Origin of the sequence: Snodgrassella alvi, from assembly GCF_040741455.2 — a bacterium.
Classification (GTDB): Bacteria; Pseudomonadota; Gammaproteobacteria; order Burkholderiales; family Neisseriaceae; genus Snodgrassella; species Snodgrassella alvi_E.
Window position 1 is genome coordinate 2,254,630 of the sequence record NZ_CP160328.2, and the last position, 26,951, is coordinate 2,281,580.

21 protein-coding genes are annotated in these 26,951 nt (G+C 44.0%); 9 read left to right on the forward strand and 12 right to left on the reverse strand.

Annotation, left to right across the window (positions count from 1 at the left end):
• Positions 1-528 precede the first annotated feature (528 nt).
• The 6 genes from aceE to ABU615_RS10075 all read left to right on the forward strand — a co-directional run bounded on the left by aceE (position 529) and on the right by ABU615_RS10075 (position 9,599).
• Positions 529-3,237: a pyruvate dehydrogenase (acetyl-transferring), homodimeric type gene (gene aceE / locus ABU615_RS10050; protein ID WP_370387913.1), complete on the forward strand. Its 2,709-nt coding sequence runs from the start codon at positions 529-531 to the stop codon at positions 3,235-3,237.
• Positions 3,238-3,345: 108 nt separating this feature from the next.
• Positions 3,346-4,971, forward strand: coding sequence for a dihydrolipoyllysine-residue acetyltransferase (gene aceF, locus ABU615_RS10055; protein WP_369608979.1), 1,626 nt, complete (start codon positions 3,346-3,348; stop codon positions 4,969-4,971).
• Positions 4,972-5,083: 112 nt separating this feature from the next.
• Positions 5,084-6,838, forward strand: coding sequence for a dihydrolipoyl dehydrogenase (lpdA, locus tag ABU615_RS10060; RefSeq protein WP_370388949.1), 1,755 nt, complete (start codon positions 5,084-5,086; stop codon positions 6,836-6,838).
• A gap of 260 nt (positions 6,839-7,098) precedes the next feature.
• On the forward strand, positions 7,099-8,217 hold the full coding sequence (locus ABU615_RS10065) for an AI-2E family transporter (RefSeq protein ID WP_370389361.1): 1,119 nt from the start codon (positions 7,099-7,101) through the stop codon (positions 8,215-8,217).
• Positions 8,218-8,346: 129 nt separating this feature from the next.
• A complete protein-coding gene (gene rpsT / locus ABU615_RS10070; RefSeq protein ID WP_025330392.1) occupies positions 8,347-8,613 on the forward strand; it encodes a 30S ribosomal protein S20 in 267 nt (88 codons plus the stop codon).
• 32 nt (positions 8,614-8,645) lie between these two features.
• Entirely contained in the window at positions 8,646-9,599 is a 954-nt protein-coding gene (locus ABU615_RS10075) for a bile acid:sodium symporter family protein (protein WP_267390074.1), read from the forward strand.
• A 134-nt stretch (positions 9,600-9,733) separates the two neighbouring features.
• On the opposite strand, the gene recX is transcribed toward ABU615_RS10075, so the two are convergent.
• The 4 genes from recX to ABU615_RS10095 form a co-directional block, all read right to left on the reverse strand.
• Entirely contained in the window at positions 9,734-10,207 is a 474-nt protein-coding gene (recX, locus tag ABU615_RS10080) for a recombination regulator RecX (RefSeq protein WP_367428384.1), read from the reverse strand.
• Positions 10,204-10,911 carry a phosphoglycolate phosphatase gene (locus ABU615_RS10085; protein WP_100139940.1) on the reverse strand — a complete coding sequence of 236 codons (708 nt, stop codon included), beginning with the start codon at positions 10,909-10,911 and terminating at the stop codon, positions 10,204-10,206. Before ABU615_RS10085 ends, recX begins: the two co-directional genes overlap by 4 nt.
• 152 nt (positions 10,912-11,063) lie before the next feature.
• Positions 11,064-12,134 carry an aldose epimerase family protein gene (locus ABU615_RS10090; protein ID WP_367430785.1) on the reverse strand — a complete coding sequence of 357 codons (1,071 nt, stop codon included), beginning with the start codon at positions 12,132-12,134 and terminating at the stop codon, positions 11,064-11,066.
• Positions 12,121-13,434 carry a replication-associated recombination protein A gene (locus ABU615_RS10095; protein WP_100139942.1) on the reverse strand — a complete coding sequence of 438 codons (1,314 nt, stop codon included), beginning with the start codon at positions 13,432-13,434 and terminating at the stop codon, positions 12,121-12,123. The genes ABU615_RS10090 and ABU615_RS10095 overlap by 14 nt, the downstream gene beginning before the upstream one ends.
• Before the next feature lie 164 nt (positions 13,435-13,598).
• On the opposite strand from ABU615_RS10095, the gene ABU615_RS10100 reads away from it, so the two are divergent.
• The gene (locus ABU615_RS10100) at positions 13,599-13,946 is read left to right on the forward strand and encodes a hypothetical protein (protein ID WP_267390078.1); all 348 of its coding nucleotides are present in this window, start codon (positions 13,599-13,601) and stop codon (positions 13,944-13,946) included.
• A 41-nt stretch (positions 13,947-13,987) separates the two neighbouring features.
• Complete coding sequence (gene thrC / locus ABU615_RS10105; RefSeq protein ID WP_370388950.1) at positions 13,988-15,400, forward strand: threonine synthase; 1,413 nt, start codon at positions 13,988-13,990, stop codon at positions 15,398-15,400.
• A gap of 78 nt (positions 15,401-15,478) precedes the next feature.
• On the opposite strand, the gene ABU615_RS10110 is transcribed toward thrC, so the two are convergent.
• The gene (locus tag ABU615_RS10110; protein WP_267390080.1) at positions 15,479-16,981 is read right to left on the reverse strand and encodes a sodium:proton antiporter; all 1,503 of its coding nucleotides are present in this window, start codon (positions 16,979-16,981) and stop codon (positions 15,479-15,481) included.
• A gap of 103 nt (positions 16,982-17,084) precedes the next feature.
• Positions 17,085-18,023, reverse strand: coding sequence for a Dyp-type peroxidase (locus ABU615_RS10115; RefSeq protein ID WP_367488894.1), 939 nt, complete (start codon positions 18,021-18,023; stop codon positions 17,085-17,087).
• 333 nt (positions 18,024-18,356) lie between these two features.
• Here ABU615_RS10115 and ABU615_RS10120 point away from each other — a divergent pair, with 333 nt between their 5' ends.
• Positions 18,357-20,087 (forward strand): cation:proton antiporter, encoded by a 1,731-nt coding sequence (locus ABU615_RS10120; protein ID WP_370388951.1) that lies wholly within the window; start codon positions 18,357-18,359, stop codon positions 20,085-20,087.
• A 181-nt stretch (positions 20,088-20,268) separates the two neighbouring features.
• On the opposite strand, the gene ABU615_RS10125 is transcribed toward ABU615_RS10120, so the two are convergent.
• From ABU615_RS10125 to cyoA, 6 genes are all read right to left on the reverse strand, one after another.
• Positions 20,269-21,624: an MFS transporter gene (locus tag ABU615_RS10125; RefSeq protein ID WP_370388952.1), complete on the reverse strand. Its 1,356-nt coding sequence runs from the start codon at positions 21,622-21,624 to the stop codon at positions 20,269-20,271.
• Between the two features lie 123 nt (positions 21,625-21,747).
• Positions 21,748-22,638, reverse strand: coding sequence for a heme o synthase (cyoE, locus tag ABU615_RS10130; protein ID WP_100139948.1), 891 nt, complete (start codon positions 22,636-22,638; stop codon positions 21,748-21,750).
• A 9-nt stretch (positions 22,639-22,647) separates the two neighbouring features.
• Positions 22,648-22,980: a cytochrome o ubiquinol oxidase subunit IV gene (gene cyoD / locus ABU615_RS10135; RefSeq protein WP_100139949.1), complete on the reverse strand. Its 333-nt coding sequence runs from the start codon at positions 22,978-22,980 to the stop codon at positions 22,648-22,650.
• Positions 22,977-23,588: a cytochrome o ubiquinol oxidase subunit III gene (locus tag ABU615_RS10140; RefSeq protein WP_367421839.1), complete on the reverse strand. Its 612-nt coding sequence runs from the start codon at positions 23,586-23,588 to the stop codon at positions 22,977-22,979. Before ABU615_RS10140 ends, cyoD begins: the two co-directional genes overlap by 4 nt.
• Entirely contained in the window at positions 23,588-25,573 is a 1,986-nt protein-coding gene (gene cyoB / locus ABU615_RS10145) for a cytochrome o ubiquinol oxidase subunit I (protein WP_100139951.1), read from the reverse strand. Before cyoB ends, ABU615_RS10140 begins: the two co-directional genes overlap by 1 nt.
• 19 nt (positions 25,574-25,592) lie before the next feature.
• A complete protein-coding gene (gene cyoA, locus ABU615_RS10150; RefSeq protein ID WP_100139952.1) occupies positions 25,593-26,483 on the reverse strand; it encodes a ubiquinol oxidase subunit II in 891 nt (296 codons plus the stop codon).
• Positions 26,484-26,951 lie beyond the last annotated feature (468 nt).

Sequence of the window (26,951 nt, forward strand, 5' to 3'; positions counted from 1 at the left end):
TAAAAAACGTTTTATTATGTATATGTTATTAATGAATATAAAATATTTGTATTCATAATGGTCTGTGTAAAATTAAGCTTAATAGAATAATTTTTTTTTGTTTAGCGTTGTGTTTTTAAAATCATTCAAATATAAATGATTTATGTTAATGCTCATAACATTTTAAAGGTTATATCCCTCTTTCATTTACTTTATGCGCCAATGAATTACCCTTTTTTGTCCTTTAATCTACAGACTAAAAGGCTGATATATACTAATTTGTGAACATATGTTTGGTTGTTTTAAATCAGAAAATTGGTGTAAAAAGACATTGCCGATTGCCTGTTACACTGGTACGATTTAAGCGAAAATACAGTATGTTGCATCACAATAATGTATGCTTTTATCCAGTTTGGATTATGCTGAATTATTGTAAGTTGTTTGAATTTATATGTATTTTTTCTTATCAATTTGGTAAAGCAATTAAAGTAATTGATGATAAAAAGAAAATAAATAGATGAAATAGCAACAACATAAAGTGTTTTGTTCATGACTCAATCCCATATGAAAGAGGATATTGCTATGTCTGCTGACTTCCATGATCAAGATATCGATCCGATTGAAACCCAGGAATGGTTGGATTCGCTCAGTTCAGTATTAAAAGAAGAGGGGCCTGAGCGCGCACATTATTTAATGGAAAGCTTAGTGCGCTATATACGCCGCCGTGGCATCTACATGCCATTTTCAGCCACCACCGCCTATCTCAACACTATTCCTGTTGGTAAAGAAAAAAAATCACCGGGTAATCATGAATTAGAACATCGTATTCGATCATTGGTACGCTGGAATGCAGCGGCACTGGTATTGAACGCTAGCAAAAAAAATCTCGAATTGGGCGGCCACATAGCCAGCTTCCAATCCTGTGCTACTTTGTATGATGTCGGTTTTAATCATTTTTGGCATGGTAAAACAGAAAATCAAGAAGGCGACCTTGTATTTTTCCAGGGACACAGTGCTCCCGGTTTCTACGCCAGAGCTTTTGTAGAAGGTCGGTTAACTGAAGAGCAGATGCAAAATTTCCGGCAGGAAGTTCATGGCCACGGCCTATCTTCTTACCCACATCCTTGGCTGATGCCTGATTTCTGGCAGTTTCCAACCGTATCTATGGGACTTGGTCCAATACAGGGTATCTATCAAGCTCGCCTGCTGAAATATCTCGAATCCCGTGGTCTGGCCAAAACACAGGGTCGTAAAGTGTGGGTATTCTGTGGCGACGGCGAAATGGATGAGCCTGAAAGTCAGGGTGCGATTGCACTGGCAGCCCGTGATGGTCTGGATAATTTGATTTTCGTAGTGAATTGTAATTTACAGCGTCTGGATGGTCCGGTACGTGGTAACGGTAAAATTATTCAGGAATTGGAAGGCAACTTCCGCGGTGCTGGCTGGAACGTATTGAAAGTAATCTGGGGCAGCCGCTGGGATGCACTGCTGGCTCAGGACAAAGACAATCTGCTGAAACAACGCATGGAAGAATGTGTAGACGGCGATTATCAGATGTATAAATCTCAGAATGGTGCCTATGTAAGGGAGCATTTTTTCAATACGCCTGAGCTGAAAGCCATGGTGGCCAACATGTCAGACGATGAAATTTGGTCTCTGAATCGTGGCGGCCATGACCCGCATAAAGTTTATGCAGCTTACTACGAAGCCGTGAACAATCCAGATGGACGTCCGACCGTGATTCTGGCTAAAACCATTAAAGGCTATGGCATGGGTGCTTCTGGCGAAGCGCAAAATACAGCCCATCAGGCCAAGAAAATGGACATGAAATCGCTGAAACAGTTCCGTGACCGATTCGAAATTCCGGTTACCGATGAAGAGATGGAACACACTCTGCCATTCTTCCGCTTACCGGAAGACAGCGAAGAAATGCAATATATGAAAGAGCGCCGTGCTCAGCTCGGTGGCTTCTTACCATATCGTCACCCCGATTCTGAAAAGCTGCCAATTCCGCCACTGAGCGAATTTGCCGCACAACTACAAGATAGTGGCGACCGAGAATTTTCTACGACTATGGCGTTTGTGCGTATCTTGAGCACATTGTTGAAAGACAAAAACATTGGTAAACGCGTAGTGCCGATCGTGCCGGATGAAAGCCGTACTTTTGGTATGGAAGGTTTGTTCCGTCAGTATGCTATCTGGAATCCCAAAGGACAGATTTATACTCCGCAGGATCATGACCAGCTCATGTTCTATAAAGAATCTAAAAACGGTCAGATTTTTCAAGAAGGTATTAACGAACCAGGCGCCATGAGTTCATGGATAGCAGCTGCTACTAGCTATTCAAACAACGATTATCCACTGATTCCATTCTATATCTATTACTCAATGTTCGGTTTTCAGCGAATTGGTGATCTGGCGTGGGCTGCTGGGGATCAACGAGCCCGTGGCTTTATGCTGGGTGGTACCGCCGGCCGTACTACTCTAAACGGTGAAGGTTTGCAGCATCAGGATGGCCACAGTCATATTCAAGCAGAACTGATACCAAACTGCATCTCATATGATCCTTCATTCTCTTATGAAGTAGCTGTAATTATTCAGCATGGTATGCAGCGCATGTATGTAGACCGTGAAGATGTTTTCTATTACATCACTCTGATGAACCAGAACTACAAACATCCGGCCATGCCACAGCGTGAAGGTATAGAACAGCAGATTCTGAACGGTATGTATTTGTTGCAGGAAGCTAAAGGCGGCAAACTAAAAGTGCAGCTGATGGGTTCCGGCGTAATTTTGCAAGAGGTGATAGCTGCAGCAGAATTACTGAAACAGGACTTTGACGTAGAAGCTAATGTTTGGAGCGTGACTTCGTTTAATGAACTATACCGTGATGGTATCAATATCGAACGTTACAACCGTCTGCATCCAACAGATACACAGAAAGTACCTTACGTTACTCAACTGCTGTCTGGCCATGAAGGACCGGTGGTGGCCTCTACTGATTATGTACGTCACTTTGCCGACCGTATCCGCGCTTACGTCCCACAAGACGTATTTACTGTGTTGGGTACAGATGGCTTCGGCCGCAGTGATTCTCGTGACAATTTGCGTGAGTTCTTTGAAATCAACCGTTACCACGTAGCGGTGGCTGCTCTGAATGGCTTAGCTGATGAAGGTAAAATCAGCAAACAGGTTGTTCAGGATGCCATCAACAAATATGGTATCAAGGCTGATGTAGAACCGAGCTGGACACGCTAATGAACCGACTGCCTGAATCCTCTTGGGTTTCAGGCAGGTTTTGTTGGCTGTATAAGCTAACGATTGTCGGACGCAGGCAACAGCCTGCTGTCACCAAAGGACATAATGATGAGTCAGATTGTAGAAATAAAAGTACCGGATATCGGTAATTATACCGGTGTCGATGTCATTGACGTGGCTGTAAAAGTGGGCGATAAAATTGCCGTAGACGATACTTTGATTACACTTGAAACCGATAAAGCCACCATGGACGTACCGGCTGACCACGCAGGAGTGGTAAAAGAAGTATTGGTCAAAGTGGGGGATAAAGTTTCAGAAGGCAGTGTGATTGTCAAAGTAGAAGCTGCTGATGCAGCCACTACAACGCAAACGGCTGAAGCTCCGGCCAAAGCTGCAGCTACAGTACCGGCAGCTGCCGCAGCCAAGCCGGTAGCCGTAAATGTACCTGATATCGGTAACTTTTCTAATGTAGATGTTATAGAAGTAGACATCAAAGTAGGTGATGAAGTCGCAGTAGACCAGACACTGGTTACACTCGAAACTGACAAAGCCACCATGGATGTCCCATCTACAGTGGCCGGAAAAGTAACCGCTGTACATGTGAAGGTGGGTGACAAAGTATCAGAAGGCAGTGCACTCATTGAAGTAGCCGCCGTTTCTGCTCCTGCTGCTGAATCGGCTACGCAGGATCAGAAACAAGCTGCGGAAATCAAAAAACAGGTTGCAGCTACGCCGTCAGCAGAAAACAATGAATTGCGTGCCGAAATTAAGAGCCATGTTTCTCAAGCATTTGGCAGCTCTGATATCGACGAAAAAGGGTTTGAAAAAGCCCATGCAAGCCCCTCTGTGCGCAAACTGGCGCGTGAGCTGGGCGTAGATTTAGGTCGAGTAAGTGGCAGCGGTCGCAAAGGACGCATTACTCCGCTTGATTTGCGCAATTTTGTCAAAGAAGTCATGCAGAAAGTCGAGCATGGTGGTGCTGGCACTGCTCTGGGTGGTGGTTTGGATTTATTGCCATGGCCGAAAGTAGATTTTAGTCAATTTGGTGAAATCGAAGTCAAAGAGCTGTCCCGTATCAAGAAAATATCTGGTCAGAATCTGGCGCGCAATTGGGTAATGATTCCGCATGTCACCCTGCAAGAAGATGCAGACATGACCGAACTGGAAACATTCCGCAAGCAACTGAATAAAGAATGGGAGCGCGCAGGACTGAAAGTATCTCCGCTGGCTTTTATCATTCTGGCCTGTGTGAAAGCCTTGCAAGAATTTCCGGAATTCAACTCATCTTTGGATGGCAATAACCTGATACTGAAAAAATACATCAATATCGGTTTTGCTGCTGATACGCCGAATGGTCTGGTCGTACCAGTTATCAAAAATGCTGATAAAAAAGGCCTCAAAGAAATCACGCAGGAACTTGCCGACATGAGTAAGCGTGCACGTGAAGGCAAGCTCAAACCACAGGAAATGCAAGGTGCCTGCTTCACCATTTCTTCGCTAGGTGGCATCGGTGGCACCGGCTTTACGCCAATTATCAACGCACCTGAAGTGGCGATTCTTGGCGTTTGCAAATCGCAGATTAAACCAAGCTGGAATGGTAAGGAGTTCGAACCGCGCTTACAGTGTCCGCTGTCACTATCTTTTGACCATCGTGTGATTGACGGCGCAGCCGGCATGCGTTTTCTGGTATTTATCAGCCAGCTGCTGGCTGATTTCCGCCGCGTTACTCTGTAAAACTTCAATTCCGGAGGCTGCCTGAAAACCGAAACGTTTTCGGCAGCCTGAATACATGAAATACAGGCACATACTGTTGTTTAACATACAACAGTCTGGAAAAGGTTAGATCATGAGCTTAATTGAACTGAAAGTACCGGATATTGGCAATTATCAGAATGTTGATATCATAGCGGTAGAAATCAAAACGGGCGATACCATTGCGGTAGACGATACCCTCATTACACTGGAAACTGACAAAGCCACGATGGATGTACCGGCTGAAATAGCCGGCGTGGTAAAGGAAGTTAAAGTTAAAGTAGGCGATAAAATTTCTGAGGGTGGGGTGATTGCTGTAATAGAAGCTGCGGCTGCAACAGCCAAAGCAGCGGCACCGGCCAGTGAAACGGCTCCAGTTGCAGCTTCGCAAGCGGCCACTTACAACGGCAGCAGTGATGCTGAATATGATGTAGTCGTGTTAGGCGGTGGCCCTGGTGGTTATTCTGCAGCTTTTGCTGCGGCCGACGAAGGCCTCAAAGTAGCAGTTGTAGAGCGTTATGCCACGCTAGGCGGTGTGTGTTTGAACGTGGGTTGTATCCCTTCCAAAGCATTGTTGCACAACGCTGCAGTGATTGACGAAGTAAAAGAGCTTAAAGCCAATGGTATTGAGTATCCGGCTCCAAAAATCGATATAGACCAGCTACGCAGCTACAAAGAAAAAGTAGTTGCCAGAATGACAGGTGGTCTTGCCAGTATGGCTAAAACACGTAAAGTCGATATTATCCGCGGTAATGGCCGGTATATCGATCCACATCACATTGAGGTCAAACTGACTTCCGGCGAAGGTAAAACAGAAACCGGCGAAACAGTTACTCTGGCTTTCAAAAACACCATTATTGCAGCCGGCAGTCGTGTGGTGAATCTGCCGTTTATTCCAGAGGATCCACGCATTGTCGATTCTACCGGTGCACTGGCATTGAAATCTGTGCCCGAAAAAATGTTGATAATCGGTGGCGGTATCATTGGCCTAGAAATGGGCACGGTTTACAGTACGCTCGGTGCACGCCTAGATGTAGTGGAAATGATGGGTGGCCTGATGCTCGGCGCTGACCGTGATATGGTTAGAATCTGGCAAAAGAAAAACGAACATCGTTTCGATAATATTATGCTGAACACCAAAACCACAGCAGTGGAAGCCAGGGAAGACGGTATTTATGTAACCTTTGAAGGTGATAAAGCACCAGCTGAACCACAACGCTATGATCTGGTACTGGTGGCTGCCGGCCGTGCCCCGAATGGTAAGCTGATTGGTGCTGAAAATGCCGGTGTAGAGGTTACCGACCGTGGCTTTATCAATGTAGACAAACAGATGCGTACTAATGTTCCGCATATTTATGCAATTGGAGATATTGTCGGCCAACCAATGCTAGCGCACAAAGCTGTACATGAAGGTCACGTTGCTGCCGAAAACTGTGCCGGTCATCAAGCTTATTTCGACGCACGGGTAATTCCTGGTGTGGCCTATACTAATCCAGAAGTGGCCTGGGCAGGTATAACCGAAGATCAGGCTAAAAAAGATGGTGTCAAAATCACTAAAGCAGTGTTTCCATGGGCTGCCTCTGGCAGAGCTGTAGCCAATGGTTGCAGTGAGGGCGCGACGAAACTAATTTTCGATGCCGATAGTGGATTGATTATTGGTGGTGCCATTGTCGGCCCCAGTGCCGGCGACATGATTGGTGAAATCTGTCTGGCCATCGAAATGGGTTGTGATGCAGACGATATCGGCCGTACCATTCATCCGCATCCAACACTTGGTGAATCTATTGGCATGGCTGCTGAAGTAGCCATGGGAACCTGTACTGATTTACCGACACAGCGTAAAAAATAAGCTGTTGAAGCCTTGTTATAGCCAGCTGTTCGAATTGGTTCGAACAGCTGGCTTTTTTATTGGGCAGTGAGAAGATAGAAATCGATGAGATAGATTATTCAATTATCATTACGTAATATTTACAGATATAATCACCTCAGCAGATAAATTATTTCAGAACGTTATTTATTCAGTTATTATTAGAATAATAAAAGGCAGATTACTGCCAGATTATTGCTGCAAGCTTATTTTTTTAATCAGCAAGAGTATATTTAATGAATATCAACAGCAAAAAACATTCTCCTGTTACTCCATGGATTATTGGCGCTCTAGTACTACTGGGCACCATCAGTTTGTTTATCGGACTAAAACCGATATTAATGCCTTTTGTAGCAGCAGGGGTTCTGGCCTATATTCTTAATCCGCTGGTAGAAAAGTTGCGCCGTTTGAAGATCCCACGCTCTATTGCAGCCATGCTCGTGATGCTGCTAGGGCTGAGTGTAATCGTGGTATTGTTACTGATTGTCATACCAATGCTGATTAATCTGCTCGACAGCATTTATGAAAAGCTGCCAGATTTTCTCAATTGGGTTCATCATAAACTGGTTCCGTGGCTGAATCAGACTTTTCATATTCGCCTGCGCTGGGATGCTGATTACATGTCCCGCTATGTTGGTCAATGGATTCAAACCCACAATGCCAGCATTAAGGATGCTGCTTCGAAAGTGTTGCCAGTGGTATGGCAGCATGGCAGCGGCATGGTGGAATGGATAACCAATCTGTTGTTATTGCCATTCCTGTTGTACTACTTTCTACTCGACTGGAACCGCTGGACAGCCGGTATCCGCCACCTGATTCCTCGTCGAGCTCTACCGGTCTACAATCGCATTTCCACTAATATGGATACTGTTCTGGGTGAATTTCTGCGCGGTGAATTATTAGTGATGGTCATTATGGGGCTGGTATATGGTTTGGGACTCGCTCTGGTAGGACTAGAATCAGGATTTGCGATTGGCATGGTGGCTGGTTTGCTTGTGTTTGTACCGTATCTGGGTGCATTTACCGGATTGTTGCTGGCTACGCTGGCAGCTTTATTGCAGTTTAATGGCTGGACAGGACTACTGATGGTATGGGGTGTGTTTGCAATTGGCCAGTTTCTGGAAAGTTTTTTCGTTACGCCGAAAATTGTCGGTGACCGCATTGGACTGTCACCTTTTTGGGTAATTTTTTCCTTAATGGCTTTTGGGCAGTTGCTGGGCTTTGTAGGCATGTTGCTGGCGCTGCCTCTGGCTGCCGTATGCTTGGTACTGATACGTGAAGGTACACAAGCATACTGGCATAGTGATTACTTCCGCCAGCTGCCGGAAAATGCCATCATCAAGGACGAAAAACACGAGTAAGCTAAGTAATCTTAATTACTTGCCACCAGCCGAAGCCAGCTAAAAAACAACAAGGGCACTTGCATTTATGCTGCGAAGTCATTAAAATTCGGCGTTTCATGATTTGTATATGTATGTTAGGAGATATTGATGGCCAATAGTGCACAATCTCGTAAGCGCGCTCGTCAGGCACTAAAACAACGTGCTCACAACGCAAGCTTGCGTACCGCTTTTCGCACTGCGGTTAAAAAAGTATTGAAAGCTGTTGAAGCTGGTGATAAAGCCGCTGCTCAGGTTACTTACAGCGAAAGCGTTAAAGTGATTGATCGCATTGCTGATAAAGGTGTTTTCCATAAAAACAAGGCTGCACGTCATAAAAGCCGTCTGGCTGCCAAAATCAAAGCAATGGCTGCCTAAGCTGATTACTGTTATTACATGAGAAAATTCTCGTGATTGCTATCATTACAAGGCTGTTCCCACTGTGGGCAGCCTTATGTTCTATCTTCGCCTATCTGAATCCTGCTGTTTTCGCACCCCTGAAACCTTATATTTCAGAAATGCTGATGCTGGTAATGCTTTCCATGGGCATGACGCTGAAAATAGCCGATTTTACCCGTGTATTAAAACGGCCGGCACCAATCGTGGCCGGTATTGGCCTGCATTATCTGATTATGCCGCTGGCTGCTTGGCTGATAGCCAGATTGCTTAACATGTCGCCGGAATTGCAAGCAGGCATGGTGCTGGTAGGATGCGTAGCCAGTGGTACTGCCTCCAACGTTATGGTATTTCTGTCTAAAGGGGACGTTGCACTCTCGGTAACTATCAGTGCGCTGTCTACTGTAGTGGGTATTTTTGCTACGCCATTACTGGCTAAATTGTACATTGCAGCTTCTATTGCTGTACCGGTAGTGAATATGCTCAAGGAAATTCTGCTTATTGTGGCATTACCGATTGCTATCGGAGTGGGGATAAATTATTTTATCCCGCAGCAAGTAAAAAAAATTGTACCCTCATTGCCATTGATTACCATGTGCGTAATTATCCTTGTATTGGCAACGGTAGTTTCGCTGAGCAGTGATAAAATAGGGATTGAAACAGCTATTGTTGTATTTGGCGTAATTCTGCACAATGGTTTGGGGCTGATTGGTGGATATTGGGGTGGACGGCTGTTTGGTTTTGATAAATCCATTTGTCGTACCCTTGCACTGGAAGTAGGTATGCAGAACTCAGGTCTGGCTGCAGTATTAGGCACGAATTTCTTTGGGCCAATGGCTGCAATCCCCGGAGCAATATTCTCACTGTGGCATAATATTTCCGGTTCGTTTCTTGCAGGTTACTGGTCAACCAAACCTACCGGCACCAGTAATGACAAAGTGAAACGTGAAGATGTCAGTCTGCATTGATATAGTCTGTCAATAATTAAAAAGTCCGGCCAATTACCGGACTTTTTAATTATCGCGATTTGCCAAAAACTGAGCGCGTAACTAATTCAGCTTTTTTCATCAAACCCATCAATTTTTTTATTGCCTTTTATACGCTATTCCCAAAACTCTTCCTCTGGAAGAATACTCTCTTCCCAAGCACGATGCATAGCTGTATTGATAATATCCATGCTAAATCCACGATAGGCTAGAAAATGCATATATTTGTGCTTTTCTTTTAAATCAGATGGAGGCCGGCGATATTTTTTTTGTAAAACAGCGACTGCATTACTGATTTGTTCCGCTTTGTCTGGCAGATAATCGGCAATCAGCTCCGCTTTAACTCCTTTTTGTTTAAGGCTTTGCTGTAATCGCAGATTGCCGTGTATACGGCTTTTACTGTTGATGTAGGTTTCCGCATAGCGAGCATCAGATTGCCAGTGCCGCTCGGCTAGTTCATCTAGCAAAGATTCAATATCATCGTTTTCTTCTACATGCGGGCGTAATTTACGAGTCAGCTCAGCACGGCTGATTTCTTGCCGTGCCAATATAGCAATGGCACGGCCGCGTAAGCTGATTTTTGGTTTCATGCGCGGATTTCACTATCGCCATGATGCCGCATGCCATCATCAATCTGAGGCAGATGGTCAATAATGATATCTGGTTTGGTATCGGGGTTTTGTGCCAGTAGTCCCATATCGGCATAGCCCCAAGTTACGCCACAGCTTAAGGCACCGGCAGCTTTGGCTGCAAGAATGTCATTTGCTGAATCACCCACCATTAATAAATTCTGAATAGCAACACCTAATACTTCGGCTGTGTGCAATAAGGGCATAGGGGAGGGTTTCTTTTCACTCAGTGTGTCACCACCTACCACTAAACTAAAAGAATCGGCCAGTCCCAGTTCGCACAATAATTCCACTGCCAGAATTTCATTTTTATTAGTAATTACCGCTAAGGGTAATCCTCTGTTACGAAATAGAGCTAGTGCGGTTTCAACTTCAGGATAGGGACGGGTATGAACACTTAGATGAGTACGGTAATAAGCAATAAATGCAGTAAAACCTTGTGCCCAGCTAGCTTCATCAGCCTGTCCGTCTTTACTTCCACTGAGCGCCCGATGCACCAGACTAGACAAACCATCGCCTACGTAGCTGGTGAGTTCTTCTGCGGGTAAGGGTGCCAGATTCATTTCGGCACGCATATGATTGGCCGCTGCACACAAATCGGCAATTGAATCGACCAGCGTACCATCAAGATCGAATGCTATGGCCTGAATATCATTCCATTTCATGCTAAGCAATATGGGTTGGTAAAAGACGTATTCATTTTATCACGAGCAATGTACCGATATGGTCCTTAGTCGAACCGGATTTACTCTGTTTAGCAATCAAAGATTTTACACCTTAATTTGCCTTCATCCAGCAGTTGTAGGTCTAAGTAGGGTTAACTACATATGGGTTGGATAGGATTGCGGCTAAATATATAGCTGATATGCTGTTTATATGTAGTCCCGGCCCGAAGAATATTATTGGGAAAAGCTGGCTGGTTTGCTGCATCGGTATAACCCTGCGGTTCAAAACAGATGGCAGCAAATGGTTGCAGTGCTTTACGTTGCGGTATCGGTTGTTTTGTTAGATGCTGGGCGTTATAAACCACCATTACCGGTGCATCAGTTTTAACCGCCATTGAAAGTCCCGTATCTGGCGCGCTAATACTCGCTACAATGCTTTGATTGGAATGAGGAGGTAAGATATAGGCAGTATCAATTACACTATTGCCAATAGGGCGGGCAGAATGGAAATCCAGTGCTGCTGGTGCCTTAGAAACCTCACCAGTAGGCATCATATCTGCATCTGTATCAATTACTTCCATAGGTAACAACCATAACTGATGCTCGCTGACAGTATTTTCTCGCAAAGCTAGATTAAAATAACTGTGTTGAGTAAGATTAATCAACGTATCTCGATCTGTTTCAGCGCTGAAATCAACATTTAACTCATTATTAGCTGTCAGAGTATAACAAACTTGAACGTTCAGATTGCCGGGATAGCCTTCTTCTCCATCGGCGCTGAATAATTGCAACGTGATGGAAGCGCATTCGTCATCTGTGTGCGTGGTATGCACTGTCCACCATTTCTGGTCGAAGCCGCAAAATCCGCCATGCATGTGATGCTCGCCCTGATTGGGTGACAACTGAATCCATTCCTGATTTAGCTTTGCTTTCGCATGGCTGATACGGCCAGCATGTCGCCCGATTACTGCTCCCAGATGCGGATTGTTGGCACGATAGCTATTGCTGGCATAGTCTTCAGCATTATCAAAGCCCAGTACACATTCTACTGAATTGCCGTCTCGGTCTGGTATTACAATTGAAGTAATAATGGCACCAAAATCCATTACCGATACCTTCATGCCGTTGCTATTGGACAATGTCCATAGTGTGGCGCTGTCTCCATCTATCAAGCCAAATGGCTGGGTTTCAAGTGTACAAAGTGATTGCTTATTTGTTTGCATTCTGACCGGCCTCTTCGTCCAGATTATGTAAAAATGCCAGCTTGTCCGCGATTTTAATTTCCAGCCCGCGTGCTACTGGCTGATAAAAAGACGGTTCTTCCATACCGTCTGGCATATAAGTTTCACCAGCTGCATAAGCATTGGGTTCATCGTGTGCATAACGGTATTCTCTGCCATAACCCAGCTCTTTCATCAGCTTAGTAGGTGCATTGCGCAAATGTACAGGCACTTCACTGGATGGATGCTGTTTAACAAATGCACGTGCCTCATTATAAGCCATATATCCTGCATTACTTTTGGCAGCACAGGCTAGATACAATACAGCCTGCCCTAGAGCTAGTTCGCCTTCGGGGCTGCCCAGACGCTCATAAGTGAGGGCTGCATCATTCGCTATTTGCATTGCCCGAGGATCTGCCAACCCGATATCCTCCCACGCCATACGGATAATGCGCCTTGCCAGATAGCGCGGGTCTGCGCCACCATCGAGCATGCGTGAAAACCAGTAAATAGCGGCATTAGGATGGGAACCACGTACAGACTTATGTAAAGCAGAAATCTGTTCGTAGAAGCTGTCACCACCTTTATCGAAGCGACGCAGCTGTGTGCCAAGACTACTGGCCGTTAATGCTGCACTGATAACACTTTGCTGCTGAGCCTGTGCAGTGTGAATTAATTGTTCCAGAAGATTTAGAAAACGCCGACCATCACCGTCGGCACTATTGAGAATGAGTGTCTGAGCATCCTCATCAATACTGAATGTTTTGAAAGCCTGCAGACTGAATACTTTCTGCTGAAGCTGTTTTAATTCTTCAATGCTGAGCGAATGCAGCGTATAAACCTGTGAGCGGCTTAAAAGAGCTGGATTCACTTCGAAAGAGGGGTTTTCAGTGGTGGCGCCAATAAATGTGAAAAGACCGTTTTCTACATAGGGTAAAAATGCATCCTGCTGAGATTTATTAAAGCGATGCACTTCATCTACAAACAATATAGTGCGCTGACCATGTTGTAATGCCAGCTGCGCCTTTTCGACCGCCGCACGAATTTCCTTGACACCGGAAAAAACCGCTGACAATGGAATAAACTGAGCATTGAAACTCTGTGCCAGAATGCGTGCCAGTGTGGTTTTACCTACGCCAGGAGGACCCCACAACAGCATAGAATGTAGATGTCCAGTTTCAACTGCGACCCGTAATGGTTTACCCTCACCAATCAGATGTTGCTGGCCGATCACTTCATCCAGATTCTGCGGACGTAACTGTTCTGCCAGTGGGGCTAAAGGTTTTTGATTAAATAAATCCATATCGTGTCATTCTGTACACGGCAATTCGTGTAAGATATTGTACCTGATTGAATGAAGTTTGCCCGCTATTCAGATTTTACATTGCGTGTATAATCGTGTGATTACATATCTTAAAAAAGGGTGGTTGTATTCGGGTTTGATTATAATGCAACTGACAAAAATTCATGAATAAAATATTGTTTCTGCTGGTTTTTGTAGTGGTAGTGATAGGGGTCGGTATTCAATATGATAAAAAAGCAGAATACGGACTGATCTCCGGCATAGCTGGTTACATGATTAATAATGAGTGTCAGCTTCAGCTGAGTAAGCCACTGCTTATCCGTGGACTCGGTACAATTGACCTTTCTGGAGTGAGTAAACAGTATTGTAGTTGTATTGCTGAGCAAAACAAACGTAAGTTCAGCATCGAAGAAGTAATCAAAATGGTCAATCCACAAAATCGCCAGCAGAATGTAAGTGTATTAATTGCATCAGAGGCTGAAAAATGCAGCTACGGAATGCAGCGTTATTAACTATGGTTCAGATATGATTTCAGAATCATACAGGAGAAACAATGAAATACATTAGTACCAGAGGGCAGACAGCACCAAAAAGCTTTAGTCAGGCATTAATGGCGGGGCTGGCTGATGATGGTGGATTGTTACTGCCACAAAGCTATCCACATATCGATGCATTTACTCTGCATGACTGGCGCTCATTGAGCTATGCTGAACTGGCTCTGCAAATCATCAGCTTATTTGCTACTGACATACCGAAAGCGGATTTACAGACAATCATTAGCAAAACCTATACTGCAGATGTATTTGGTAGCGATGAAATTACGCCTCTGAGAACGTTGCATGACGGTGTCAATATTCAAGCGCTATCAAACGGCCCTACACTAGCTTTTAAAGATATGGCCATGCAATTATTGGGCAATCTCTTTGAATATGTGCTTGGACGTGAAAACCGTTATCTCAATATTATCGGCGCCACCAGCGGTGATACTGGTTCTGCAGCTGAATATGCCTTGAGGGGTAAAGACAGAGTAAATGTGTTCATGTTATCGCCCTTTGGCAAAATGAGCGATTTTCAGCGTGCACAAATGTACAGCTTGCAGGATGGCAATATATTCAATATCGCTATCAAAGGTATGTTCGACGATTGTCAGGACATTGTGAAAGCTTTACAGAATGATCATGCTTTCAAGGCTAATTACCATCTGAGTACGGTTAATTCGATTAACTGGGGCAGGATAGTGGCGCAAGTGGTGTATTATTTTAAAGGCTATTTTGCTGCCACCAACAGTAACGAGCAGAAAGTATCATTTTGTGTACCAAGCGGTAATTTCGGAAATGTACTGGCCGGACATATTGCGCGAAGTATGGGTCTGCCCATTCACCGTCTGATAGTTGCCACAAATGAAAACGATGTATTGAACGAATTTTTCAATACTGGTCATTATCGTCCGCGGGATGCAGCACATACTTTTGTTACCTCCAGCCCTTCGATGGATATTTCCAAAGCTTCCAATTTCGAACGCTTTGTATATGATTTGCTGGACCACGATGGTGCTAAAGTGCAGCAGCTCTGGCAACAGGTAGCCACTGGCAGCGGGTTTGACCTAAGCCCATTGCTCGACAAAATCCACAACCAGTATGGCTTTGCTGCTGGTAAAAGCACACATACTGACCGTCTGCATACTATTGCACAAGTTTATGCAGAAGACGGCGAGCTAATAGATCCGCATACTGCTGATGGTGTAAAAGTTGCACGGCAATTGCGCGAAGCTGGTGAAATTATTGTTTGTCTAGAAACAGCACAGCCAGCTAAGTTTGCCCAGACCATCCATGAAGCCGTAGGTGATAATGTCAAAATCCCGCGGCCAGATAATTTGGCTGGGCTGGAAGATTTACCACAGCGTGTTACCATCATGGATAACGATGCCGCAGCAGTACGAAAATTTATAGAAGCACAATTAAAATAAAAAAAGTTTGGCCTACATGGCTTAATAAACACTTAATAAAAATGCCGGCTTAATCAAGCCGGCATTTTTAGATTCGGATTAAAAATTATCCGGATTTTCCAATTTGTCTACTTTCTGTTTTAATTCTTCTGGTGTCAGAGCAATCTCTTCACTCGGGTCAGCAGCAGCGGTAGCTACAGCAATCGGATTATAAACAGAAATATATTCTGAACCATCAGACCGATCTTCAATAGTATACATCACACCACTGCGGTTAAAACGATGACACTGACGCTGATACCAGCCGCGAAAACCGGTTTTCGGCTCGTCCGGATTGTAATAAAACGCATTCAATACTTCCGGTAACCCCAGACCACATACTACACCTGATAGCAATACACAGATAAAAGTATAACCAACAAGAATATCACTGTATTTCGCCAATGCCGGCATATTGGCTACGGCTAGAATCAAAGCCAGAGAAATACCGCCGCGCACACCACCCCATGACAGAATGGTCAGGCTGCCGTGGTAGCTTTTCTTATGCACTTTAGGAAACAGCATAAAGGCCAGAATATTGCCGATAAAGCGGCTCAGATGTAGTAACACGAATGCAACAATACCGCCGATAACCAGCGTTTTGCTCATGTCTACAATAAAAAGTTCCAGACCAATCAGGGTAAATAGGAAAGAATTGATGATCCCTTCTACCGCATGCCAGAAATTATTAACATCATCTATTTCTTTTTTCTGCAATACTTCCTGCCATTTATTACCGACAATCAGACCACCAACCACGCAGGCAATTGGGCCGGAAGCATGGGCAAAATAGGCTACCAGATATGAACCAGAAGCGAGCAGGGCAGTGGCTAAAATCAGTGATTCATTTTCATGTTTACCGTGTAGCAGGCGTAATGCGCCGATACCAAAGATAAAACCGATAATCACGGCTACAATAATTTCATAGAAGAAATTCTCAATCACACCTATGGGTGATACATGCTGGCCGTTAATCAGCGTTAAAATGGTCATAAACACCACGATACACATTGCATCGTTGAATAAAGATTCACCTTCCAGCTTAACCATCAGATGCCGAGGTGTGCGGACTGAGCTCAGTACGCCCTTGATACCGATAGGGTCAGTGGCACCGAGGGCAGAACCAAGTAGTAGCAGCACGAGCAGCGGGACATAATCTCCTACCAGAAACTGGAAAGCATAAAGCAGCCCGCCAAACAGTACGGAACACAACAGCAAACCCAGAGTGGCTAAAATTAATATCTGACGCCAGTAGCGTTTTAAATCGGAAATCTTGAATTTGAGGGCAGAAGAAGTCAGGATAAAACAGATTACACCGTTAACCAGAAAATCATAAAAATTGATATGGCCAACCGCAGCTTTCAACGCCTGGATATCCACATGAATAAAATGATTGCGTCCGAACAAATTCATACCCCATTGCAGAGCGAATACAAGAATTGCGGAAACAATCGGCACACCGATGGCCTGTGGCATATCAAACAACCGTTTATTTAATAGCGTTGTGACTATGGACAACGAAAAAATAACGGTGATGGCCTGTAAAAAAAGTACACTACCCATGCAAACAGTTTTCCTTTATTGAGATGATGTTATAAATTAGAGTTAAACCGAATCTGTCGCAGTTTCGAGCAGGTTCCCCTTGAATAAAACATGCAAAAGTAACTTACGAATCAAATTCATCCATTAAATCAGGAGAAGGTATGAAGTATAGACTGCCGCTCACTGGGGTACTGAAATCCAGCAGACGATCGACATGTCCTTCTGCATTACCGGTGAACATTTGTTTAACCATCTGACGGGTAACAGCAAATGAACGGGCATAGCCAATAAAGAATGTACCATATTCATTTTTCGATGGATGGGCAAAAGCAACATTTGCGCGAACTATTTTTAGTTCATTACCCTCAGCATCATAAACTTTGCTGACATTGTTATGTGCTGTCTGCGGTTTTTCCTCATCGGAAAGTTCAATATCATTGAATCGGCGCCGACCGATAGTTTTTTCTTGTTCCTCAACTGATAATTGTCGCCATGCCTGCATGTTGTGCAGGTATTTCTGAGTGAAAGCATAGCTACCGTTACGAAACAGCGGATCTTCATCTCCAACCACGGCATAATCCATTTTGCGTTCGTCGTCAGGATTTTCAGTACCATCGACAAAACCAATAATGGCACGCCCATCCAGATAACGGAACCCGCTGACCTCATCTATCGGATAAGTGGCCTCTCCCAGAATTTCATGGATCATTGCGGCCATTTCATAGCAAATATCCTGACGGTCTGCACGAATATGGAAAAATAAATCGCCTGGTGTAGCCACAGCAGTATGCTTAGCACCTTTGATTTCAGTAAAAGGCACTAGCTCTTTCGGTTTGGGTTTCGCTGGACGCAATCTGTCCCACGCATCCGAACCAATCCCCATTAACGCATTGAAATTTTCATCATGAAAACGGCCATGTAGACTGCGTATTAAAGCTGAAAAACCGGTGATAAAATCAAGAACTTCAGCAACTGCTGTTTCATTGTCCTTAATGCCAAGCGTAATAAACAAAGCGCTTTTACCCGGATAGGCAACTACCGGCGGTATCCTGTTTATAGTCATTAATAAAACTTTCCTAAACCAATATTATAGTAAATTTAACTAACCTTATTAAGTACAAGGCAGACACAAATTTAAAAAATTTTAACTATTTCGCGCAGAAAAAAAATATTTCCATATTCGACTAAGAATACGGAATATGGCTTCGAAATAAGTACAATTTGATGTCCCCTTCATTAATGCAATTAATAAATGGGGATACTTAACTATAATATATGCAAAGATTAGATAAAAAACGCTAATTATATATGAAAAGCTGATAAAAGCTTTTATTTATCAAAAATTATCCGTTAATATAGATTACTTACTATTACTGATTATTACCCTGAGAAATCAATGCACCACTCATTTCCACTGGTAGAAACCATTGTAGGCGGATTATTTTTTGCTTTTATACTCGGTTATATAGCCCACAAATTACGTATGCCACCTTTGGTTGGCTACCTTTTTGCAGGGATTATTGTCGGACCGTACACTAAAGGTTTTACTGCTGATATGCATTTATCTCAGCAGCTGGCAGAGTTGGGCGTAATTTTGCTCATGTTTGGAGTGGGTTTACATTTTTCTATCCGCGATTTGCTTGCAGTCAAACGTGTTGCTATTCCTGGGGCACTGATACAGATTGCACTGGCTACCCTGTTAGGCTGGCTATTGGCATGGCTGGCCGGCTGGAGCTCTGGTGCCGGAATTGTGTTTGGGCTGGCTTTATCTTGTGCTTCTACAGTAGTTTTAATAGCTGCTTTGCAGCGCTGGCATCTGGGGGATTCTACGCAAGGCCGCATTGCCACTGGCTGGCTCATTGTGGAAGATATAGCCATGGTGTTTGTACTGGTCATGATTCCGGCGCTGGCGCCGGTATTGTCAGGACAAGGAAGTGTTTCGGGTGCTGATTTATTTTATTTACTAGGTAAAACCAGTGTTCAGATTATTGCGTTTGTGGTAGTGATGCTGTTTCTGGGGCGCCGTCTCATACCCTGGTCCTTACAGCGTGTAGTAGGCACCGGTAGTCCAGAGCTATTCCGGCTGGCGGTTATAGCCGTAGCCCTGGGTTGCGCCATATTAGCCAATTATCTTTTCGGTGTCTCATTTGCACTGGGTGCGTTTTTTGCTGGAGCCATTATCAGTGAAACCAGTATGAATCACACAGCTGAAGATGCTTCGAGCGGATTGAGAGAATTTTTTACAGTTTTGTTCTTTGTTTCAGTAGGGATGCTGTTTGACCCCAGTATTATTATTCGTGAACCCTTATTGCTCATAGCAACCCTGCTGGTTGTGGTAATTGGTAAAAGTGCAGGCGCATTTCTGATTGTGCGCGTATTTGGTTATCCGCCACAAACAGCATTAACCATTGCCGTAGCATTGGCGCAGATTGGGGAGTTTTCTTTTATGATAGCCAGCTTAGGGTCGGTATACAAAATATTGCCTCCCTTGGCCAGCGATTTGATATTAGGGAGTGCCCTGATTTCCATTATTTGTAATCCTTTTCTGTTTGTCTGGCTTAACCGGTATCTAGAAAAACAGAATCAACAGGCTACCTCAGCAGCACCAGGCGTGATTGACAGCGGAATGATGTCTGATAAGCCTCATGCAAAAGTGGCTGCTCCCATTAAACCGGTATCGATTTATTTTGTTGATGAAGACATGGCTGTTGCGCCAGCTGTAAGCAATCATACCGTCCTCGTTGGTGCTGGTCCGGTAGGGCAGGAAATTATCAGGCATTTGCAGGCTCAGAATGAAACAGTATATGTTCAGGAAAACCGGCTTGACGTAGTAACAGAACTACGAGCACGTCAGATACCAGTGGCTTACGGACACGCTTTGTCTGATGGGATGCTTGATGCAGTATTTGTGTCCGAAGCCAGAAATTTGATTATTACCATCCAAAATAAAACAGAGATTGTTTCAATTATCAAAGCTGCACTGACACTCAATCCTCAATTGCAAATCGTGACGTTTAGCCGATATGAACAGGATAAGCAATTATTTATCCAAGCTGGTGCTACAAAAGTAGTTGATAGCCAGATTGTGCTAGCACAGGAAATTATGCAGGCCTTTGAGCAGGCATAAATACTTCATTCCTGTGAGTAATGGTAGAAAAGAAAATTATCAATATTGAATGCCATAAAATCCGGCCTAGTCTAAAAATAAAACTGCTTAGAAATAAATAATTAGCACAAGTTATATTCTGGCAGGTATTTTAATTTAAACTATGAGCCGGATACGGAAAAACCGTCTTGTTAATAGATACCTATCTGCAGATGGAGTTGATAAAAGCTTCCAACTGTTGGCGGCTGGTAATTTTACTGTCAATTTTAATGTAGATACTGTGTTCTTCAGGCACAATCAAAACTTGGCTAATACCATTCTGCTGCAATAATTGTTGGTGTGCATTCTCGGGCAAAATCTGATTGCTGCCCAGCGTCAAGCGCAGACTAGCCAGATAGGGTGGTTCCTGCATAGTAAAACTTAGCAGCAACCACACCACAGCTAATCCTGCACCAAACAAAAAAACTGAATGAGCACCACAATGTGCAGCCAGCCAGCCACCGATAGTGCCACCGCAGGCTACTCCGAGAAACTGTCCTGTAGCGTAAATGCCCATTGCTGTGCCTTTAAAACCAGCAGGCGCTTCTTTACTTACCCAAGATGGCAGCAAGGCTTCCATCAAATTAAACGCAATAAAAAACAACAATACACCTACAATTAGGGACCAAAAGGAAATATTGGCCAGCCATAAAACTGTTTCAGCAAGCATCAGACCGGCAACGCATATGATAAAAACTCGTCGCATCCGGCGTTTACTTTCTGCATAAATAATCGGTGGCAATACCGTAATAAATGCAATCAGCATTGTGTATAAATAAATTTGCCAGTGTTTGGATGCTGGAAATCCTGCTTGCTCAAGTTGCAAAGGCAGAGCAACAAAGGTAGACATCAGAAGAAAATGCAGACAGAAAATACCTATGTTGAGCTTGAGTAAGGGTGCATTACGCAATAGAGTACCAAAGCTACCCTTTACGATACCAGATTCACGATTGAACACATGAACACTGCTCACGGGTACAAAAAATAACGTCAGTGCAATAGCGATTACTGCCAGTGAGGCAATGACCCAAAATAGACCGTGTAAACCAAATGCATGTGTGATAATTGGGCCGCATACCATGGCCAATGCAAATGTTATGCCAAAGCTGATACCGATAAAAGCCATCGCTTTAGTGCGATTCTGTTCACGAGTTAAATCTGAAAGTAGAGCCATTACGGCTGCGGCAATTGCGCCGCTACCCTGTAAAGCTCGTCCCAAAATCACCCCCCAGATTGAGGTGGTTACAGCGGCAATGATGCTGCCCAGAGTGAAGATTATCAAACCGCCCACTATCAGTGGCTTGCGTCCAAAACGGTCTGACCATAAGCCAAAAGGAATCTGTAGTAAAGCCTGCATCAGGCCATAAATACCAATAGCCAGACCGATCAGGCTTTCATTGGCTCCTTGTAATGTCATTCCATAAGTGGTCAGTACCGGCAGAACCATAAACATGCCCAGCATGCGCAATGAAAAAACCGCTCCTAATCCCCATGTTGCTCGCCTTTCGGCGGAGTTCATGTGTGTATCATTATTGTTGGAATTCATATTGAGTACAGCTTAAAAGAAAAACCCGCCTATTGTAAAAGAAACAAAGGCAGGTTGGGGTGGTTTGCGTATTATTATGTATTCATGTTTACGGTATCAACCAGCCAAGCTTAATACAGTAGGAGAGGCCGGTGTCATGAAATCTACCGACATCATAATGCTTAAGGTAGTGATAGCTATAATCGAAAATACAAACAGTTTACGTGCCCATATACGGTCATTATTCTGCGCTTTATAACCAGATAGTGCCATACACAGCCACCATACACTGACCGCAGCAGCCACCACCAGATATTTGTATCCGGCATAACCACCTATAGACAGCATCAGTGTCGCAAACATAAAAGCAATGATATAAAACGTGATATGGTGTTTGGCTACCGCAATACCTTTTACCACTGGCAAAACCGGAATATTGGCTGCCTGATAATCCTTAAAGCGATAAATCGCAATAGCGTAGGAATGTGGCATTTGCCAGAGACTGAAAATCGCTAGCAGAATAAGTGCACCAGCATCAAAATTATTGCTTACTGCACAATAACCAATCACTGGAGGTGCGGCACCTGACAGACTGCCAATAAGGGTACCGTAAACAGAATGCCGTTTCATATAGAGACTATAAATCCCTACATAAACCACAAAGCCCATTACAGATAACCACATGGCCAACGGATTAGCACCAAAATAGAGCACAATAAACCCAGCAATACCCAGTATCGTGGCTAATGCAAAGGTCACTCGTGCAGAGGCGAGCCCTCGTACTAGAACACGATTCTTGGTACGTTCCATCTTCGGATCGATATCACGGTCAATCAGGTTATTGAACGCACAGCCAGAAGCTACTACCAGAGACACGCCCAGCAGAGTAAGAATTAGCAGGAAACCGTTAATGCTGCCTTTGGAAGCCAGCAAAAACCCGCCGACAACCGAAATCAGGTTGCCGACGATAATACCTGGTTTAGTTACTTGCAGGTATGGCTTAATCATGAACTGCCTTTAACCTAACACCATGTTTGCATTCAGGCTCCACATAATCCAAATGGAAAGGCCTACCAGCAATACAATCACAATTGCGGTGAAAATAAATGAAATTAGATTCCAGCGTTCTTCCGGATTACTGCCCAAATGGAGGAAACATACCAACTGAACAATAAGCTGTAATACAGCTGTAATCACAATCACCGCAAACAAAGTTTTCTTGTCTGCTGCATGATTCATGACCATCAGAAACGGAATCAGAGTTAATACCACCGACAGGATAAAACCAATGACGTAGTTTTTAGCACTGCCATGTTGTGGAATATGGTCTTGATGGTTTGACTGACTCATAACGCTACCCCCATCAGATATACAATTGAGAACACGCAAATCCACACGATGTCCAGAAAGTGCCAGAACAGGCTCAGGCAGTTAATACGCATACGGTTAACACTAGTCAGACCACGCGAAGCAACCTGAATCATCAGAACTGCCATCCAGATCAGACCGGCGGTAACGTGCAGACCATGGGTACCTACCAGAGCAAAAAAGCCAGACAGATATCCACTGCGATCCGGTCCCATACCATGTGTAATCAGATGATGGAATTCATACAGCTCCATCCCGATGAAGCAGGCACCGAATACAAAGGTTATAACCAGCCACAACAAAACCTGACTCTGATTATTGCGATTCATTGCCAGTACGGCAAAGCCGTATGTAATGGAACTCAGCAACAGAGCAAAAGTTTCTACCAGCACAAAAGGCAGCTCGAAAATGTCTTTGCCGCTTGGGCCACCAGCCGTGCCCGGCAGGAGCACGATATAGGTGGCAAACAGACAAGAGAACAAAATCAAGTCACTCATCAGGTAAATCCAGAACCCGAATACCTTCAGTGAACCGTTGTCGTGGTGAGCGTGTTCAGGCGCCTTACCGTGAATCAAGGTTTCAGTTGACATTATTTCAGTCCTGCTTTAGTTAATTCATTAAAACGTTTGCTTTCAATGGCTTCAATTTCAGCAACCGGTACGTAGTAATCCACGTCGGTGTCGAAGCTCTTGGCAATGAGACTAATAATCATGCCAGCGAAGCCAATGATGGCCATCCACCAGATATGCCAAATCATGGCAAAACCGAAAATCAGGGAGAATACACCGATAACCAGACCGGCAGCTGTATTTTTCGGCATATGAATTTCTTCATATTTAGCTGGTTTCTTATACGCAATACCTTTTTCTTTTTCGTCCCAGAATGCATCACGGGATTCAACTTGAGGTTGAATAGCGAAATTGTAGAAGGGTACTGGAGAAGAAGTAGACCATTCTAGTGTGCGGCCATCCCATGGGTCGCCGGTCACATCTAGATTTTCTTTACGATGTATGCAGGAAACCACTACCTGAATCACCATGCATACCACACCCAGAGCAATGATGGCAGCACCAGCAGCAGCTACGCACAGCAACGTGTGGAAAGCTGGGTCAATGTGCTGGCTCAAACGACGGGTCATGCCCATGAAGCCCAGTGCATATAACGGCATAAACGCAACAAAGAAGCCGATAAACCAACACCAGAAGGCACGTTTACCCCATGTTTCATTTAGCTTGAAGCCAAATGCTTTCGGGAACCAGTAGTTGAGCGCTGCAAACAGACCGAATACCACACCACCGATAATGGTGTTATGGAAGTGGGCTACCAAAAACAGACTGCCATGCAGTACAAAGTCGGCACCCGGTACAGCTAACAGTACGCCGGTCATACCACCTACGGAGAAAGTAATGATAAAGCCTACCGTCCACAGCATTGGGACATGGAAAGAAATACGGCCTTCATACATAGTAAACAACCAGTTGAATATTTTCACCCCAGTCGGAATGGAAATAATCATAGTGGCGATACCAAAGAACGCATTAACGTTGGCACCAGAGCCCATGGTAAAGAAGTGGTGCAGCCATACGATGAAAGACAAGATGGTAATACATACGGTGGCCCATACCATTGAGGTATAGCCGAACATGGTTTTACGTGAGAATGTAGCAGTTACTTCTGAATACACACCGAAAATTGGCAGAATCAGAATATAAACTTCTGGATGACCCCATGCCCAAATCAGGTTGATATACATCATCATGTTACCGCCCAATTCATTGGTAAAGAAGTGGGTGCCAAGGTAACGGTCTAATGTCAGCATCGCTACAGATGCAGTCAAAATCGGGAAAGATGTCAGAATCAGAATGTTGCTACAGAAAGAAGCCCAGCAAAAGATAGGCATTTTCATCATAGTCATGCCAGGGGCACGCATTTTCAGTATGGTAGCGATAAAGTTAACCGCACTTACCGTAGTACCTATACCCGATATCTGCAGACTCCATATCCAGTAATCTACACCAACTCCAGGGCTGAATTCCAATCCAGACAGCGGTGGATAAGCCAGCCAGCCAGTTTGGGCAAATTCGCCCAGACCCAGTGACAGGTTAACCAGCACCACACTGACAGCGGTAAACCAGAAACCCAGATTATTTAGGAATGGATAAGCCACATCGCGCGCGCCTAGCTGCAACGGAATGACGAAGTTCATCAAACCAATAACAAATGGCATCGCTACAAAGAAAATCATGATTACACCGTGGGCGGTGAAAATCTGATCATAGTGATGTGGCGGCAGAAAGCCATCACTGGTACCAGAGGAAGCAAGTACCTGCTGGCTACGCATCATCACAGCATCGGCGAAACCACGTACCAACATCACCACTGCGACAATGATGTACATGATACCGATACGTTTGTGGTCAACTGTGGTAAACCATTCTTTCCACAGATAGGTCCATTTATGAAAATACGTAATTGCACCCACCAACGCCAAACCTATGACGATGATGGCTGTAATCGTTACCATGACAATTGGTTCATGGAACGGTATCGCATCTAAAGATAATTTTCCGAACATTGTTTATTTCCTCGCAAGCTTACTCAGCACTGCTGGCGGCACTGGCCTGTAGAGTAGCCGGCATATTGTGATTGGCAAATTTAGCAATCACGTTGCCGTACAAACTCGGATTTGCGCTGGAGAAGTATTCCACTTTGTGGAATTGGCTAGGCGCAGCCAGTTTGTTGAATGAAGCCATGTCATTAAGTGTATTTGGCGACTGTTTCACCTTTTCCACCCATTGATTGAAGCTGGCTTCATCCGGTGTAGCAATGGCAGTGAATTTCATACCAGAGAAACCGGCACCGCTGTAGCTGGATGAAATACCTTTGTATTCACCGGCAGTATCAGCTACCAGATGTAGCTTGGTCTGCATACCGGCCATAGCGTAAATCTGACTACCCAGCTGGGGGATGAAGAATGAATTCATCACTGTATTAGATGTGATTCTGAATTCCACCGGTGTGTCTTTCGGAAAAGCGATTTCATTAACTGTAGCAATACCCTGTTCTGGATAAATAAACAGCCATTTCCAGTCTAATGAAATTACTTCAATTACTACTGGTTTTTTATCACTTTCCAGCGGACGATACGGGTCCAGAGAATGAGTGGTTTTCCAAGTGATTGTTCCCAGAATGAGAATAATCAGGATAGGAATGCCCCAAACTACGGCCTCGAGTTTATTGGAATGCGCCCATTTCGGCGAATATTTGGCATTGCTTCCCTCTCTGTATTTCAGAGAGAAGAGAATTGCCATAATAATCACCGGAATTACGACTATCAACATCAAGCAGATTGCTGTCAGTATCAGCGTGCGTTCTTCCTGACCTATATGGCCTTTAGGGTTTAGCAGAGCTGCATCACAGCCGCTTAACAGCAGCGAACCGATCAGCATCGTCAATACTATCCCTGAGAGCTTACTTAATTTCATGTAACGACCTCAACATTACGGGAAACACGATTAACGTTTGTAAAAAACGGGAGTTACTATTTTAAGACAATGTTGGCAAACTGTATATTGCCTGTGGCTATATGTTATTTAAGGAATGTTAAATAAGTATTATTCTTGTTTTTATTTCTGTTTGTATTTTATATACAAATCATACATTTATTTTTATTTTTTTCATGGCGATAAGAAGGGATGGGTAAAGTCTAAAAATTACATTAATATATTAATACAATTATTAACACACAATTATTTCTACTGGATTACATTTCTGAATTGAAAATATCTTTACTATGTATATGAATAAATAACTGATATATAACTAAAAATTATAAATTGATTTTCTTCCTGCTGCTATCTAAGAAGATGATATTTACATGAATTACAATTTAGTTTTCTTAGAAATAATTAATCTATATCAAAATAAGCTCTTTTATAATTTTAATTGCGCAT

Excerpts from the sequence above, each read along its gene's own strand:
- rpsT (WP_025330392.1), top strand. The coding sequence starts at position 8,347 with ATGGCCAATAGTGCACAATCTCGTAAGCGCGCTCGTCAGGCACTAAAA.
- cyoD (WP_100139949.1), bottom strand. The coding sequence starts at position 22,980 with ATGAGTCAGTCAAACCATCAAGACCATATTCCACAACATGGCAGTGCT.
- cyoB (WP_100139951.1), bottom strand. The coding sequence starts at position 25,573 with ATGTTCGGAAAATTATCTTTAGATGCGATACCGTTCCATGAACCAATT.
- cyoE (WP_100139948.1), bottom strand. The coding sequence starts at position 22,638 with ATGATTAAGCCATACCTGCAAGTAACTAAACCAGGTATTATCGTCGGC.
- ABU615_RS10140 (WP_367421839.1), bottom strand. The coding sequence starts at position 23,588 with ATGTCAACTGAAACCTTGATTCACGGTAAGGCGCCTGAACACGCTCAC.
- cyoA (WP_100139952.1), bottom strand. The coding sequence starts at position 26,483 with ATGAAATTAAGTAAGCTCTCAGGGATAGTATTGACGATGCTGATCGGT.
- recX (WP_367428384.1), bottom strand. The coding sequence starts at position 10,207 with ATGAAACCAAAAATCAGCTTACGCGGCCGTGCCATTGCTATATTGGCA.
- aceF (WP_369608979.1), top strand. The coding sequence starts at position 3,346 with ATGAGTCAGATTGTAGAAATAAAAGTACCGGATATCGGTAATTATACC.
- ABU615_RS10095 (WP_100139942.1), bottom strand. The coding sequence starts at position 13,434 with ATGGATTTATTTAATCAAAAACCTTTAGCCCCACTGGCAGAACAGTTA.
- ABU615_RS10120 (WP_370388951.1), top strand. The coding sequence starts at position 18,357 with ATGCACCACTCATTTCCACTGGTAGAAACCATTGTAGGCGGATTATTT.
- ABU615_RS10115 (WP_367488894.1), bottom strand. The coding sequence starts at position 18,023 with ATGACTATAAACAGGATACCGCCGGTAGTTGCCTATCCGGGTAAAAGC.
- ABU615_RS10085 (WP_100139940.1), bottom strand. The coding sequence starts at position 10,911 with ATGAAATGGAATGATATTCAGGCCATAGCATTCGATCTTGATGGTACG.
- lpdA (WP_370388949.1), top strand. The coding sequence starts at position 5,084 with ATGAGCTTAATTGAACTGAAAGTACCGGATATTGGCAATTATCAGAAT.
- ABU615_RS10110 (WP_267390080.1), bottom strand. The coding sequence starts at position 16,981 with ATGGGTAGTGTACTTTTTTTACAGGCCATCACCGTTATTTTTTCGTTG.
- ABU615_RS10090 (WP_367430785.1), bottom strand. The coding sequence starts at position 12,134 with ATGCAAACAAATAAGCAATCACTTTGTACACTTGAAACCCAGCCATTT.
- ABU615_RS10125 (WP_370388952.1), bottom strand. The coding sequence starts at position 21,624 with ATGAACTCCGCCGAAAGGCGAGCAACATGGGGATTAGGAGCGGTTTTT.
- aceE (WP_370387913.1), top strand. The coding sequence starts at position 529 with ATGACTCAATCCCATATGAAAGAGGATATTGCTATGTCTGCTGACTTC.
- thrC (WP_370388950.1), top strand. The coding sequence starts at position 13,988 with ATGAAATACATTAGTACCAGAGGGCAGACAGCACCAAAAAGCTTTAGT.
- ABU615_RS10100 (WP_267390078.1), top strand. The coding sequence starts at position 13,599 with ATGAATAAAATATTGTTTCTGCTGGTTTTTGTAGTGGTAGTGATAGGG.